This is a genomic window from Limosilactobacillus viscerum, from assembly GCF_947387525.1.
Lineage (GTDB): Bacteria > Bacillota > Bacilli > Lactobacillales > Lactobacillaceae > Limosilactobacillus > Limosilactobacillus viscerum.
The window spans coordinates 35466-49975 of the sequence record NZ_CANDNW010000001.1 but is presented as its reverse complement, the minus strand read 5'-3'; the positions used below and the strand labels follow the sequence as shown (position 1 = coordinate 49975).

The 14510-nt window shown below is 46.5% G+C and carries 15 protein-coding genes; all 15 read left to right on the top strand.

Annotation, left to right across the window (positions count from 1 at the left end):
- Positions 1-3 precede the first annotated feature (3 nt).
- The 15 genes from QOS07_RS00220 to pyrE all read left to right on the top strand — a co-directional run bounded on the left by QOS07_RS00220 (position 4) and on the right by pyrE (position 14456).
- Positions 4-759, top strand: coding sequence for a DUF1129 domain-containing protein (locus QOS07_RS00220; protein WP_283587013.1), 756 nt, complete (start codon positions 4-6; stop codon positions 757-759).
- Between the two features lie 203 nt (positions 760-962).
- Positions 963-1640, top strand: a complete 678-nt coding sequence (deoC, locus tag QOS07_RS00215) for a deoxyribose-phosphate aldolase (protein ID WP_283587012.1) — start codon at positions 963-965, stop codon at positions 1638-1640.
- Positions 1641-1684: 44 nt separating this feature from the next.
- Complete coding sequence (locus QOS07_RS00210) at positions 1685-2878, top strand: phosphopentomutase (protein ID WP_283587011.1); 1194 nt, start codon at positions 1685-1687, stop codon at positions 2876-2878.
- Between the two features lie 27 nt (positions 2879-2905).
- Positions 2906-4204, top strand: coding sequence for a pyrimidine-nucleoside phosphorylase (locus QOS07_RS00205; RefSeq protein ID WP_283587010.1), 1299 nt, complete (start codon positions 2906-2908; stop codon positions 4202-4204).
- A gap of 17 nt (positions 4205-4221) precedes the next feature.
- The gene (gene deoD / locus QOS07_RS00200) at positions 4222-4932 is read left to right on the top strand and encodes a purine-nucleoside phosphorylase (RefSeq protein ID WP_283587009.1); all 711 of its coding nucleotides are present in this window, start codon (positions 4222-4224) and stop codon (positions 4930-4932) included.
- 116 nt (positions 4933-5048) lie between these two features.
- Positions 5049-5999, top strand: coding sequence for a sugar-binding transcriptional regulator (locus tag QOS07_RS00195; RefSeq protein WP_283587008.1), 951 nt, complete (start codon positions 5049-5051; stop codon positions 5997-5999).
- 70 nt (positions 6000-6069) lie between these two features.
- A complete protein-coding gene (guaB, locus tag QOS07_RS00190; protein WP_283587007.1) occupies positions 6070-7212 on the top strand; it encodes an IMP dehydrogenase in 1143 nt (380 codons plus the stop codon).
- Positions 7213-7372: 160 nt separating this feature from the next.
- Entirely contained in the window at positions 7373-8386 is a 1014-nt protein-coding gene (locus tag QOS07_RS00185) for an LCP family protein (RefSeq protein WP_283587006.1), read from the top strand.
- A 108-nt stretch (positions 8387-8494) separates the two neighbouring features.
- Positions 8495-9184 (top strand): response regulator transcription factor, encoded by a 690-nt coding sequence (locus QOS07_RS00180; protein WP_283587005.1) that lies wholly within the window; start codon positions 8495-8497, stop codon positions 9182-9184.
- A 24-nt stretch (positions 9185-9208) separates the two neighbouring features.
- Positions 9209-10345, top strand: coding sequence for a sensor histidine kinase (locus QOS07_RS00175; protein WP_283587004.1), 1137 nt, complete (start codon positions 9209-9211; stop codon positions 10343-10345).
- Between the two features lie 131 nt (positions 10346-10476).
- The gene (locus tag QOS07_RS00170; protein ID WP_283587003.1) at positions 10477-11331 is read left to right on the top strand and encodes an AzlC family ABC transporter permease; all 855 of its coding nucleotides are present in this window, start codon (positions 10477-10479) and stop codon (positions 11329-11331) included.
- An 11-nt stretch (positions 11332-11342) separates the two neighbouring features.
- Complete coding sequence (locus QOS07_RS00165; RefSeq protein ID WP_283587002.1) at positions 11343-11723, top strand: AzlD domain-containing protein; 381 nt, start codon at positions 11343-11345, stop codon at positions 11721-11723.
- Between the two features lie 437 nt (positions 11724-12160).
- The gene (locus tag QOS07_RS00160) at positions 12161-13087 is read left to right on the top strand and encodes a dihydroorotate dehydrogenase (RefSeq protein WP_283587001.1); all 927 of its coding nucleotides are present in this window, start codon (positions 12161-12163) and stop codon (positions 13085-13087) included.
- Positions 13084-13812: an orotidine-5'-phosphate decarboxylase gene (gene pyrF / locus QOS07_RS00155; protein WP_283587000.1), complete on the top strand. Its 729-nt coding sequence runs from the start codon at positions 13084-13086 to the stop codon at positions 13810-13812. Before QOS07_RS00160 ends, pyrF begins: the two co-directional genes overlap by 4 nt.
- On the top strand, positions 13812-14456 hold the full coding sequence (pyrE, locus tag QOS07_RS00150) for an orotate phosphoribosyltransferase (RefSeq protein WP_283586999.1): 645 nt from the start codon (positions 13812-13814) through the stop codon (positions 14454-14456). The genes pyrF and pyrE overlap by 1 nt, the downstream gene beginning before the upstream one ends.
- The last annotated feature ends 54 nt before the right edge of the window (positions 14457-14510 follow it).

Genomic DNA, 14510 nt, shown 5'->3' with positions numbered 1-14510 from the left:
ACATTGAGTGAAGAACAACCACGGAATGCACAGGCTGGTCAACTGCAAAAGCAGCGCGAACGTGAACAGCGGCAAGAAAAGGGCAGTGCATTTGCCAAGTACGGTTTAACCCGTAAGAATGAAGAATTTGTTTACCAATTGAATAAGCAACTGGAGCGCCAAGATGTTCCAGAAGAAAAGCGGCCAGCAATGATTAAGGAGACAATCGACAAGCTGCTTGCTGGACAAAAGAAGGGGCAAACAGCTAAGAGCATGTTCGGTACTCCGACTGAATATGCAAAGGAACTGAAGAATCCGAAGCCAAAAGATACCAAGATGAACACGCAGCGTTCAATGAAGCTGCTAACGATCGATAATTCACTGATCTTCTTTAGTATCTTTACGTTTATGTATGGGATTATGTTCCTACTGTCCCCAGAAATCTTGAAGACAAAGCAATACGGTAGTTCGGGGATTACCGCGATTATCTTGGTTGCCGTAATTGGTGGGGTGCTCTTCAGCTACATTATGCTCCAACTTCAACCAGTTAATGGTAAGAAGGCGCGGCCAATGTTTATCCGGATCTTGATCCTGATTTTGGGGCTGGTAGCATGGCTTGGTATCTACATGATGGCTTCATGGTTGCCAAACGTAATCAACCCACGTCTGAATGCCTGGGTATACATCGTCTTTGGTCTGCTTGCCTTTGGTGGCGACCTTTACTTCAGAAACAAGTATCATGTTGCAGGCGTTTACGGCGGTGGCCGCCGGCGTCGGTAATGGAGATAAGCGAAAAACGTGTGATTGGGTTATTGATGGGCCTGACCACACGTTTTTTTTGCTTTAAACATTAACATTTAATTAAAACCTTTTACTTTTTGAAAAAATGTTCGTCAAAAGTATGGACATTTTTTCAAGTGCCTGTTAGACTTTAATATGTAATCTGATGAAAGCGAATTCATGAAAGAAGAGGAGATCACATTATGAAGTTAACACAAGCACAATTAGCCAAGTACATGGACCACACAATGCTGAAGCCAGAAGCAACGGCCGAAATGATTGACAAGGCGGTTGCCGAAGCACGGAAGTACAACACCGCTTCTGTTTGCATCAACCCATACTGGGTAAAGCGGGTTCACGAAGGACTTGAAGGAACTGACATTAACACTTGTACAGTTATCGGCTTCCCTCTCGGTGCTACTTCAACTGAAAGCAAGGTCTTTGAAACTAAGCAAGCCATCAAAGACGGTGCCGATGAAGTTGACATGGTTATCAACATTGGTGAATTAAAGGGTGGAAACGACCAAGCAGTTGAAGATGACATTCGGGCTGTCGCTGAAGCTACTCACGCAGAAGGCAAGATGCTGAAGGTAATCATTGAAAACTGCCTGTTGACGGACGAAGAAAAGGCCCGTGCTTCTAAGCTGACTGTTAAGGGCGGTGCCGACTTCGTTAAGACTTCCACTGGTTTCTCAACTTCTGGTGCAAAGGTTGAAGACGTTAAGATTATGCGGGAAGCTGTTGGCCCAGACTTTAAGATCAAGGCTGCTGGTGGTATCCACAGCTTGGCTGAAGCCTACGCAATGATTGAAGCCGGTGCCAACCGCCTTGGGGTTTCCGCATCCGTTAAGATCTTGGACGAAGCTGCTCAACAAGACTAATTGTCAATTAGCTGATTTAGTTAACGATGTTTGGAGGGATCAATATGTCATATAAACGTGTATTTGTTATCGTAATGGACTCAGTTGGTACTGGTGCCGCTCATGACGCCGATAAGTTTGATGATGTTGGTTCAGATACTTTAGGCCACGTTGGTGAGTACTACAAGGGCAAGCTGGAACTTCCTAACTTGGGTAAGATGGGGATCAGCAACCTGCGTGACACGCCAATCGAAGGTGTTCCGAATGCTGACCCAGCCATCGGTGATTTCGGTAAGATGGAAGAGGTTTCCGCTGGTAAGGACAGTATGGACGGCCACTGGGAAATGATGGGCCTGCCAGTAATGAAGCCATTATCCACGTTCCCAAATGGCTTCCCACAAGAAATTGTTGACAAGCTGGAAAAGTTCTCTGGCCGGAAGGTAATTGTTAACAAGCCATACTCCGGGACCGAAGTTATCCATGACTACGGTGAACGGCAAATGAAGACCGGGGAATTAATTCTCTACACTTCTGGTGACTCCGTAATGCAAATTGCTGCTCACGAAGATGTAATTCCAGTTAAGGAACTTTACAAGATTTGTGAATATGCACGGACACTGGTTAATGGTCCCGAATACACGGTTGGTCGGATTATTGCTCGTCCATACGTGGGCCCAGACAAGGACCACTTTACCCGGACTGCTAACCGTCACGACTTCAGCCTGAAGCCAATTGGTGAAACTGATATGGACCGGCTGCGTGCTGCCGGCTACGATGTAATCGGTGTTGGTAAGATCAACGATATCTTCTCTGGTCAAGGAATTGACAAGGGTTACCACAACGAAAGCAACATGGACGGTATGGACCACGTTGACGAAGTAATGAAGCAAGACTTCAACGGTTTCTGCTTCACTAACCTGGTTGACTTCGATGCCATGTACGGTCACCGTCGTAATCCAAAGGGCTTCGGTCAAGCACTGATGGACTTTGACAAGCGGCTGGGTACGGTTCTGAAGGAAATGAAGCCAGATGACTTACTGATGATTACCGCTGACCACGGTAATGACCCTGGCTTCCGTGGTACTGACCACACTCGTGAAAATGTTCCATTGCTGGTTTACTCCCCATCAATGAAGAAGAGCAACCAATCACTTGGCCTGCGGAAGACCTTCTCTGACTTAGGGGCAACGATTCTTGAAAACTTCAACGTTGATTCTGTACGGGGCACAAGCTTCTACAAGGGAATCAGCAACGATTAATACACAAGTAAGAAAGGGGCGCTGACCATGCGAATGGTAGATGTTATTGACGCCAAAAGAAATGGAAAAACCTTGACCGATGACCAGCTTCAGTTTTTCGTGGATGGGGTGGTTGACGGTTCAATTCCTGACTACCAAATCAGTGCACTCCTGATGGCAATCTACTTCCAAGGGATGACAAGCGAAGAGCAGACAAGCCTGACGATGAAGATGATGCACTCGGGTGAACATCTTGACTTGAGTAAGATTCCTGGAATTAAGGTTGATAAGCACTCCACTGGGGGCGTTGGTGACAAAGTTAGTCTGCCACTCGCAGCAATGGTTGCGGCAACTGGGATCCCGGTACCAATGATCTCTGGCCGGGGCCTGGGCCACACCGGTGGGACCCTTGATAAGCTCGAAGCAATTCCGGGCTTCAAGGTTGAAATCAGTGAGCAAGACTTTATCAACCAGGTCGCAAAGGAAAAGCTGGCAATCGTGGGGGCAACTGGCGAAGTTGCACCAGCTGATAAGAAGATTTACGGCCTGCGTGATGTTACTGATACGGTTGATTCAATCCCGTTGATTGCTAGTTCAATCATGAGTAAGAAGATTGCTTCTGGTACCGATGCGTTAGTAATTGATGTCAAGACGGGTGCGGGAGCGTTCATGAAGACCCTTGACCAGTCACGGGCACTAGCTAACGCGCTGGTTGGAATCGGTAAGAAGGCGGGCCTGCAATGTATGGCCGTAATCTCCGATATGAACCAGCCGCTTGGTAATAAGGTTGGTAATTCACTGGAAATTGAAGAATCCATCGATGTTCTTAAAGGGAAAGGGCCACACGACTTAACTGACCTGGTTCTAACCCTTGGTAGCTACATGGTGGTGATGGGCGGTAAGGCAAAGACGCCTGAGGAAGCCCGTCAGTTACTGGAGCAAACAATTGCCAATGGGACCGCTCTTGATCGCTTTAAGGCGATGGTAATTGCCCAGGGTGGGGACCCACGGGTAATTGATGACTACACAGTGATGCCACAGGCTAAATACCACATTCCGTACCGTGCTAAACGTGACGGAGTGTTGAGCAAGCTTTCCGCTGACGAAGTTGGTACTGCCAGCATGCTGCTTGGTGGTGGTCGTCAACAGGCCAGCGACCAGCTCGATTACAGTGTTGGAATTGAACTCCACCACAAGCTTGGTGACGAGGTTAAGGCGGGTGACACCCTGCTGACAATTTACAGCAACCAGGAAGAAATTCCGGCGGTTGAAAAACTCTTGGATGAGAGTATCGAAATCAGTGACCACTATGACAAACCAGAATTGATTCATGAAATCATTGAATAATTGAGGAGGAACAGATAATGAGTACACACATTAACGCCAAGATGGGCGATTACGCAGATACAGTATTACTTCCAGGTGACCCACTGCGGGCAAAGTACATTGCAGAAAACTTCTTAGACAATGTTAAGCAAGTTAACTCTGTTCGGAACGCCTTTGGTTACACCGGTGAGTACAAGGGTCACCGGGTATCCGTTCAAGGTTCCGGGATGGGGATCCCATCAATGTCTATCTACATTAATGAATTAGTCCGTGAATTTGGTGTTAAGACCATCATCCGGGTTGGTTCTTGTGGGGCCATTGCACCAGGAATCCACCTGCGTGACGTAATCCTGGCCCAAGGTTCATCAACCGACTCTGCGGTAACCATGAACACCTTTGGCGCCGGCTTCCACTATGCACCATTGGCTGACTTTGGCCTGCTGGACACAGCTTACCACGTTGCTGAAAAGCTGGGCGTCGATGCTAAAGTTGGTGATATCTTTGCTGCTGACCGTTTCTACAATGATGAATTAGACATGAAGAAACTTCGTGACTACGGCATCCTCGGAACTGAAATGGAATCTGCAGGTTTGTACCTGTTGGGTGCTAAGCTCCACTTCCGTGCATTATCTGTTCTGACCGTTAGCGACCTGATCTTTGGTGATGAAAAGTCAACTGCTGAAGAACGGGAAAAGACGTTTAATGATATGATCAACATTTCATTGGAGACTGCAATTGCCGGTAAGTAATGGTATATAATGAGCCATGAAAGACGGCGTCCAGAATAATAACTAAATTAATTAAGGGCCTGTTTCAGAACTTACTTCTGTAGCTGGCCCTTATTTTGGTAAAAGGAGGATCACCGATGGAGAACAATGATGAAAAGAAGATTAACCAGGCGTTAAAGGTAGCAACGCTTTACTACCGGGATGGTTATAACCAGCAAGACATTGCAACGGAATTAAATATTTCCCGGGCAACGGTTTCCCGTTTACTGCAGTATGGCCGGGAAGAGGGGCTAGTGACCATCAAGATCAACAACCCGCTGGCACCACTCCAGCAGCTAGAATCTGCACTCGTTGCTAAGTATCCTTCCCTAAAAAAGGTCATCATTGTTCCCGGTAAAGATGATCCACTGGAACAAGTGGGGATTGCTGGTGCCCATTACCTGGAAAAGATTATCCATGATAATGATATTTTGGGGCTTGGCTGGGGGCAGACGGTTTACCAGGTAGCCCTCCACATTGACCCGAAAGATGTTTCCGGGGTAAAGGTTGTTCAGATGAAGGGAAGCATGGCCAATACTGAGACCCGCAACTATGCCTTTGAAACGGTCAATACTTTTGCCAGTGCTTTTAACACTCTTCCGCAGTACTTGCCTGTCCCGGTTATCTTTGACCACGCCAAGACAAAGGAACTCGTTGCCAATGATACCCACATTAAGTACATTCTGAAGCTAGGACGCCAAGCCGACATTGCCATGTTTACGGTGGGGACCGTTCGCGATTCTGCATTATTATTTCGGCTTGGTTACTTTACGGATCGTGAACAACGAACGTTACAGCAAGAAGCGGTGGGGGATGTATTTTCCCGTTTCATCGATGTCCACGGCCAGATTGTTAACCCTAATATTGACCGCCGTACTATCGGGATTGCACTGCCGGAACTGAAAAAGAAAAAGCACAGCATCTTAGTAGTGGCAAACGTAGCGAAGGTTCCGGCTACCCATGGCGTATTAACGGCTGGTTACGCTAATACCCTCGTAATTGATCAGGAAAGTGCGAACGATTTACTAGCTTTTTCCCCTGAATCTTAACTTTTTCTTGATTTTGTTGGCAAATCCTAGTAGTATTGACCCAACCAAAATTAAGGAGTGTGTATGATCAATGTCAAATTGGGACACTAAGTTTGCCAAAAAAGGTTTAACTTTTGATGATGTTTTATTGATTCCAGCCGAAAGCCACGTTTTACCAAACGAGGTCGATCTGAGTACACAGCTTGCTGACAACCTCAAGCTTAAGATTCCGTTGATCAGTGCCGGAATGGATACCGTTACCGAAGGACCAATGGCCATTGCGATGGCCCTTCAAGGTGGCCTTGGCGTTGTCCACAAGAATATGTCGATCCAAGCTCAAGCTGGGGAAGTGGCTAATGTTAAGAGCGTAGTTGTTCCTGCTAACGCTACTAAGGCGGCAGTTGACGACCAGAACCGCCTGCTTTGTGCTGCTGCGGTTGGTGTAACGAGTGATACCTTTGAACGTGCCGAAGCCCTTCTTAAGGCTGGTGCAGATGCGATCGTGATTGATACTGCTCACGGTCATTCTGCCGGGGTGCTGCGCAAGATTAAGGAGATCCGTGACCACTTCCCAGATGTTACCCTGATCGCCGGAAACGTTGCTACTGGGGAAGCAACGAAGGCCCTTTATGATGCAGGGGTTGATGTAGTTAAGGTCGGAATTGGCCCTGGCTCTATTTGTACTACCCGGGTGGTAGCCGGTGTTGGTGTTCCACAAATTACCGCTATCTATGATGCTGCTTCAGTTGCTCGTGAATACGGTAAGCCAATCATTGCTGATGGTGGTATTAAGTACTCCGGTGACGTTGTTAAGGCGCTGGCTGCTGGTGGTAACGCCGTAATGCTTGGTAGCATGCTTTCAGGTACCACTGAAGCACCAGGTGAAGTATTTGAAGATAACGGCAAGCGTTACAAGTCTTACCGGGGGATGGGTTCCGTTGGTGCCATGGCTCAAGCACACGGCTCCTCTGACCGTTACTTCCAAGGTGGCGTTAACGAAGCTAACAAGCTGGTTCCGGAAGGAATTGAAGCCCGTGTTGAATACAAGGGTGATGTATCTGACATTGTCTTCCAAATTGATGGTGGCCTTCGTTCTGGGATGGGTTATGTTGGCGCTCCTGATATCCCAACATTGATCGAAAAAGCCCAATTTGTTCAAATCACTAATGCTGGTTTGCGTGAATCACACCCACACGATGTTCAAATTACCCGGGCTGCTCCTAATTACAAGTAAAATTTGATAAAGAAGAGGGAGTGAGGCAGAAGTCGGTTATGACTTCCACCTCACTCCCTCTTTTATTGTGAACACATTTCTTTTTGCGCGGGATACTGCAGTTTGACGCGGAAACTGGTACAATCGATACTGAAATCATAATTTAGTAGGGAGAGTAATTATGAATAATCAAGACCCGCAGGAGCAATTTGAAAAGCGGAGTGAGTACCGTCAGCAAAATGGGCAACGACCACACCACCACCGTGGCTGGAAAATATTTGGTGTCATTGTCTTAATTATTGCGATTATCGCTGGAATCTATGCCTTTATGGCATGGCGAAACGTCAAAGTAACAACCAACAGCATGTATAATTCATCTGGTGCCACCCGGCAACGTGATGCTCAAAAGGTGTTAGACCAGCGGCGCCCGGTCTCAATCTTATTGCTGGGTACCGATACTGGGGCATTGGGCCGGTCCTATAAGGGGCGGACGGATACGGTAATGATCATGACGATTAACCCGCAAACCGAAAAAACTGAAATCGTAAGTATTCCCCGGGACATGAAGGTAAACTTGCCGGGCTACCCTGAAGATTCACCAGCGAAGTTAAACGCTGCTTACACGTATGGTGGGGTAAAAGAAACGACGAACGTTCTTCAAAAGCACTTCAATATCCCGATTGACTACTATGTACTAGTTAATATGGGTGGCTTGAAGCAGGCAATCAACCAAGTTGGTGGGGTTACTGTAACGTCACCACTGACCTTTGATTATGAGGGCAGCCACTTTGAAAAGGGTGAGACTTACCACCTTAATGGTGCCAATGCACTTAAGTTTAGTCGGATGCGGTATGATGATCCGCAGGGTGACTATGGTCGCCAGCAACGGCAAAAGATTGTTATTAAGGCGTTGTTAAAGAAATCAGTATCCTATAAGACGGTACTGAACCAAAAGTTCTTGAAGTCAATTTCACATAATTCAAAGACTGACCTAACATTTGATGATATGCTCCAGCTTGCTCGTCATTACCGGAAAGCAACTAAGAATGTCAGCCAAGACCACGCACAAGGTAAGGGCGAAAGCAAAGATGGACAGGCATTTGAAGTGGTTCCAAAGGATGAACAGCAACGGGTTTCAAATGTTCTTCGGAAGAGTTTGGGTCTGACGACGGCAAACTTAGATGCTGAAAATTAATGGCTACTTACCTAAAGTTTTCTTAAGGCGAAAGGTAATTAGCCTTTTTTTGCTTCAAGTTCGCTATAATAAAATGTTAGAGTATACGAAATAAGGAGTGGCGATATAATGAAAATTTTAGTTGTCGATGACGATAAAGAGATTGTTCAACTACTAGAAATTTATATTCGGAATGAAGGCTATGAGCCACTATCCGCCTATAACGGGAAAGAGGCTTTGACGAAGCTTAACACGAACCCCGATATCAGCCTGGTAATCCTCGACTTGATGATGCCAGAAATGGACGGGATGCAAGTAATCAAGCAGATTCGGAAGGACTCTGACATTCCAATCCTAGTCTTGTCAGCTAAGACGGCCGATATGGATAAGATTCAGGGATTGATCTCTGGTGCAGATGACTACGTAACGAAGCCATTTAACCCACTAGAAGTGATGGCACGGGTTAAGTCCTTGTTACGGCGGACCCAGGGTGAAGTTACTAACGACCAACCAGATGTCCTTAACGTCGGTCCACTGATCATTAATAAGGATTCCCATGAAGTAAAGACGATTAAGGGTGATGTTATTCAGTTAACGGCACTCGAATTCGGAATTCTTTACTTACTTGCTAGCCACCCGAACCGTGTTTTCTCGGCTGATGATATTTTTGAACGGGTATGGCAACAGGAAAGTGTTGTTTCAGCCAAGACGGTGATGGTCCACGTTAGCCACTTGCGGGATAAGATTGAAGAAGCAACTAATGGTGAAAAAGTTATCCAAACCGTTTGGGGCGTTGGTTACAAGGTAGAAAGCCATTAGAAATAACTACCTGGAGGGAAAAACTTGAAATTAACTGGGCGCGAAAAAAGTTCATTAATTTTTGAAGGGGTTGTGACGGTAATCCTGTTGGTTTTGCTTAATATGGCAATCATTATGATTATCCAGGACATGATCCAAGATAACCCTGGTGTAAACAACGGGATTTTCATGATTAAACAATCATTACGGATCGGCCCCCTTCAAACGCAGATTTGGAGTTACCAGCGGATTTTAATTGCCCTCTTTGTAGTAATTGATATCTGGGTAGTATGGTGGCGGCTGCGGCGGCGTTACCACCTTTACCAGATGAACCACATCATTGGCGAACTCCATTACATTGCCCAGGGACACCTTGACCACCGAATTCCATTCCGCTTAAAGGGAAACCAGCAACACGTGATTAGTAGTGTGAACGCCCTGGTTGATAGTGCAGTGAAGTCGATGGATGACGAGCGGAAGATTGAAAAGTCAAAGGACGAACTGATTACCAACGTTAGTCACGACCTGCGGACGCCACTGACGAGTATTATTGGCTACCTCGGCCTGATCGAGGATAAGCAGTACCAGAGCGAAGAGGATATCCTTAAGTACACGCATACAGCTTATGAGAAGGCCAAGCAGATGAAGACTTTGGTCGAGGACCTCTTTGAATACACGAAGGTTCAGCAACATGGTGCCCCAGTAAATATTATGCGGGTCGACCTAAACCAGTTGCTGGAGCAATTGACCGCTAGCTTTGAACTGGAGGCTCAGCACCGTGGGATTGTTATTTCTTCAAAGGTCATTCCTAACCCCCTGATGATTGAAGCCGACCCGGAAAAACTAGGGCGGGTCTTCAATAACCTGGTTGCTAATGCCTTCAAATATGGTAATGGCGCAAGCTACATTACCATTGATGCCCGGCAAAAGGATGACAATGTCGTGGTAAAGGTTGCAAATGATGGGACGCCAATCCCGCCTAAGTCAGTTGGCCACATTTTTGAGCGGTTTTACCGGGCGGAAGAATCACGGTCACGGGCAACTGGTGGAACCGGCCTGGGACTGGCGATTGTTAAGAGTATCGTGGACCTCCACCACGGGACGGTTAAAGCAACATCAAATGAAGAAGAAACAGCCTTCATTGTAACCTTGCCGTTAAAGCAAGAAAAAGGGCTGAAATAAAGCAAAAGGGTAGAAAATTTCCTGGGAAATTTTCTACCCTTTTATATTCAGTTAAAATATTCTATGATAAACTTAAAGAGCATTGTGTGTCTTAAATTGTTAATTAGTTGACAAACATTGGAGGAAATTCTGTGGCAAAAGCGCAAATAAATCCAGAGAAAGCACGGTGGCTGGAAGTCCTTGGGATAGCCATGCCACTATGCTTAAGCTATATTCCGATTGGGTTGGCTTGTGGGATTTTATTACATGCGGCGGGGTTTAATTTTATTATGACCCTGATTGTGTCGGTGGTTGTCTTTTCTGGTGGTGCCCAGTTCATTTTGGCATCGCTGTTAACAATCAACGCGCCCCTATCATCAATTTTTGTAACTCTGTTTTTCCTGGAGTTACGGTATGCCCTGCTAGGGTCCAGCCTGTCTAAATATATCAAGAGTGAATCGCAACACTTTATCTGGCTCTTTGCAGTTTCAATGAACGATGAAAACTATGCGATTAATTATCTAAAGTTCGCAACCGATAAAAAGTGGTCGCCAAAAGATGCGTTGTTAGTTGAACACTACTCGTTGATTTCTTGGTCGGTGGCCAACATGGTCGGTGGGTTAATTGGTAGTACGATTTCAATCAACCTGGAAGTGGTTGATTTTGCACTAACGGCCCTCTTCCTGTACATGATTGTAATGCAGGTTCAGAACCACCTGACGCTGCTGATTAGTATTTTATCAGCGGTCCTGGCCGTTTGGTTTATGGTGCTCACTAGTAGCATTATTGGGGTTGTACTCGCCACCCTAGTAGCATCGTTTGTTGGTTTCTTAATCGAAAATACCGTTCGTCAGCGCAGCAAGAAGCCAGAAGAAAACTGGTTCTTGACGAAGGTGATCCGACCGAAGATTACCCGGACAACGGTTGAAGACCAGCAGAAACATAGTGAGCTGAAAGCAGCAAAGAAGCAGCTAATGGCAGACAAACGTCAGTCAAAGGATAAATAGTGGGGACAACAATGGAACAGCTATTTTCTAACATACCGGTTTTATTAGCGAATACTGGTGGACATAAAATTTTATATCATGTCGTAGTAATTATTTTTGCGGCATTTGCGGCGTTCATTCCCCGGTACTTTCCGATTCTTTTCTTCTCAACGCGGAAAATTCCCGAGTGGTTCAATGAATGGATGAAGTATGTGCCGGTGAGCTTATTCACGGCATTGGTAATTAAAAATATCTTCATTACAACGGCCGGATACCGCTTCGTGCCATTCGGTCACGTAGAACAAATTTTTGCGGCAATCATTGTAATGGTAATTGCTTACTTCACCCGGTCAATGTCAATCTCAGTAATTGGTGGGTTGATCTCCGTCTGGGTATTAAGTATGGTAATTTAAGAAATTGGCTCAGCGCTGGTGTGGTTGGCTGCTGGGCCGTTTTTTTATTTGCCGCTACTAAATTAATATTGACTTTTAGCCACTGAGTGCTTATTATCATTAATAACAAATTTACCTTTAAACTAGTCCAGTGAGGCTAAGAAGGATTTTTATTGTGCGTTACCAAAGACGGCCTTCTTAGTCCACTGCTGAGACGGCTTTTATTTTACAGAATTTCTCCAGCTGGCAGTAGTGGACCTAAGATCCGTGTGTGGGACCATCAATGTGATCAAGGGTATTTTGTTAAATACGAAAACCATTTAATTGACTCCTGTGAGAGCAAAACGGTACGGTGTTTGGCATTTTAAGAGAAGAGAAAAGGCACAGCGATCGCTTAATCAGGAAGGGGTTAAGTGGTCGCTGTTTTTTATTGTCAAACGCGAAAGGAGCACGTTCAGATGGATACTGCACAACGGCTGGCAGTGGAACTCCCCGGCCTGTCATTAAAGAACCCAGTTATTCCTGCAAGTGGGACCTGTGGTTATGGACAACAAATTGCTAAAAACTATGACCTTAACTTACTGGGGTCATTGGTTTTAAAATCAACGACCCTTCATGCCCGGTCCGGGAACCCAAACCCGCGGGTATGTGAAACGAGTGCGGGGTGGTTAAATGCCAATGGTTTGCAAAATGTGGGGGTTAATGCGGTTGTTACTGAAAAATTACCCTGGCTCAAGCAGCACTATCCTAGCTTGCCAATTATTGCGAGTGCGGCAGGCTTCTCGACGGCAGAATACGAAACAGTGGTCCAACGACTAGCCGCGGCACCAGAAGTAAACGCGATTGAGCTTAACGTTTCTTGCCCAAACGTTAAACATGGCGGTTTGGCAATGGGAACCGACCCCGCCGTTCTCGAAGACTTAACACAGAAAGTGGTGCGGCAGGCTAATGGTAAGCCAATCTACGTAAAGTTAACCCCTAATGTTACCAACATTGTCCCACTAGCCCAAGCGGCAGAACGCGGTGGCGCAAGTGGCTTAACGATGATTAATACTTTGACTGGTCTCAGTATTAACCTCAAAACCCGCCGCCCAGTCTTAGCCAACGTTACTGGTGGCCTTTCCGGCCCAGCTCTTAAACCAATGGCCCTGCGGATGATCCACCAGGTTCGTTCTGTATCACACCTGCCAATCATTGGTGTTGGCGGCATTGAAACGGCGGAGGATGTCCTGGAATTTATGATGGCTGGTGCTAACGCGGTTGAAGTTGGTGCCGCTAGTTTTCACGATCCATTAGCGTGCCCACGGATTGTGGCGGACTTACCACTGGTAATGGACCGTTATGGAATTAAACGACTGACAGATCTGTGGGAGGTAAAGTTTTGAAACGTTATTCACCAATGGTCGCAATTGATGTGGCGACAAAAGAAGAAGCGGCGACATTATTTGACCAGCTGACTGTTGAACCCCGGCCAATCCTGAAAATTGGGATGGAGCTGTACTACCACTTTGGTCAAGAGGTCGTTAAGGAAGCTCAGCAACGTGGCTTTAAGATCTTTCTTGACTTAAAACTCCATGATATTCCGAACACAGTTAAGCGGGCGATGTATGTCCTGGGCCAATTAGGTGTCGACTTTACCACGATTCATGCGGCGGGTGGCAGTGAAATGGTTGCTGCTGGTGTACAAGGGTTGAAGGAAGGAGCAGCGGCGGCTGGCTTACCAGAACCAAAATTACTGGCGATTACCCAGCTAACCTCGATTGATGAAACGATCCTTCATAATGAACAGCACGTGGATCTTTCACTGGTTGAGTCAGTACAAAATTACGCCCGGCTAGCTGAACAGGCAGGGGCCGATGGTGTTGTCTGCTCCGCCCAAGAAGTTCGGGCAATCCGTCAGGTGACCAGTCCTGACTTCCTGTGCGTAACGCCAGGAATTCGGCCCCAAAACTTTGCAAAGGGTGACCAAAAGCGGGTGGTAACGCCTGCACAGGCCCACCAACTTGGCAGTAACGCCATTGTAGTTGGCCGGCCAATTACCCAGAGCGGTCACCCAGTAGAAGCATATCAAGCAATTGAACAAGAATTTTTGAAGGCGGGGAATAAATAATGAGTTATGCAGAAACGGTTGCAAAGGATCTTCTAGAAATTCATGCAGTAACACTGAGCCCAGATAAGCCTTATACCTGGGCAAGCGGATTGCATTCACCAATTTATACTGACAACCGGCTGACGATTTCTTATCCAGCAGTTCGGCAGGCAATTTTTAAGGGGATGGCTGAGTTAATTAAAAGTCACTTCCCTGAAACAGCAGTAATTGCGGGAACCGCTACGGCGGGGATCCCCCATGCAGCATGGGTGGCTGAAGAATTAGGCAAACCGCTGGTCTATGTCCGGTCGAAGCCAAAGGACCATGGCCGTGGTAAGCAGATTGAGGGTGTCCTGAAAGCAGGGCAAAAGGTAGTGGTAATTGACGACCTGATTTCTACCGGTGGCAGTGTATTAAACGCGGTTGACGCGGTTAACAAGGCTGGTGCTGAAGTTGTTGGTGTCGTTTCAGTCTTTACTTACCAACTTCCTGCTGCAACTGAGAACTTTGCTGCTAAGGGGCTGGAATATTATTCGGTAACGAATTATTCAACCTTGGTTAATGCCGCTAAGGACAACGGTTTGATCAGTGAGGACCACCTCGAATCGCTTCATGAGTGGCGGCAAGATCCCGCTGCCTGGAGTGCAAAACATGGTAAAGATTAAGGAGCTGTGATACGCGGTATCCCTGTAATATTCACAACTAATACAAAAAGGTCG

Excerpts from the sequence above, each read along its gene's own strand:
- deoC (WP_283587012.1), top strand. The coding sequence starts at position 963 with ATGAAGTTAACACAAGCACAATTAGCCAAGTACATGGACCACACAATG.
- QOS07_RS00210 (WP_283587011.1), top strand. The coding sequence starts at position 1,685 with ATGTCATATAAACGTGTATTTGTTATCGTAATGGACTCAGTTGGTACT.
- QOS07_RS00205 (WP_283587010.1), top strand. The coding sequence starts at position 2,906 with ATGCGAATGGTAGATGTTATTGACGCCAAAAGAAATGGAAAAACCTTG.
- deoD (WP_283587009.1), top strand. The coding sequence starts at position 4,222 with ATGAGTACACACATTAACGCCAAGATGGGCGATTACGCAGATACAGTA.
- QOS07_RS00195 (WP_283587008.1), top strand. The coding sequence starts at position 5,049 with ATGGAGAACAATGATGAAAAGAAGATTAACCAGGCGTTAAAGGTAGCA.
- guaB (WP_283587007.1), top strand. The coding sequence starts at position 6,070 with ATGTCAAATTGGGACACTAAGTTTGCCAAAAAAGGTTTAACTTTTGAT.
- QOS07_RS00185 (WP_283587006.1), top strand. The coding sequence starts at position 7,373 with ATGAATAATCAAGACCCGCAGGAGCAATTTGAAAAGCGGAGTGAGTAC.
- QOS07_RS00180 (WP_283587005.1), top strand. The coding sequence starts at position 8,495 with ATGAAAATTTTAGTTGTCGATGACGATAAAGAGATTGTTCAACTACTA.
- QOS07_RS00165 (WP_283587002.1), top strand. The coding sequence starts at position 11,343 with ATGGAACAGCTATTTTCTAACATACCGGTTTTATTAGCGAATACTGGT.
- QOS07_RS00160 (WP_283587001.1), top strand. The coding sequence starts at position 12,161 with ATGGATACTGCACAACGGCTGGCAGTGGAACTCCCCGGCCTGTCATTA.
- pyrE (WP_283586999.1), top strand. The coding sequence starts at position 13,812 with ATGAGTTATGCAGAAACGGTTGCAAAGGATCTTCTAGAAATTCATGCA.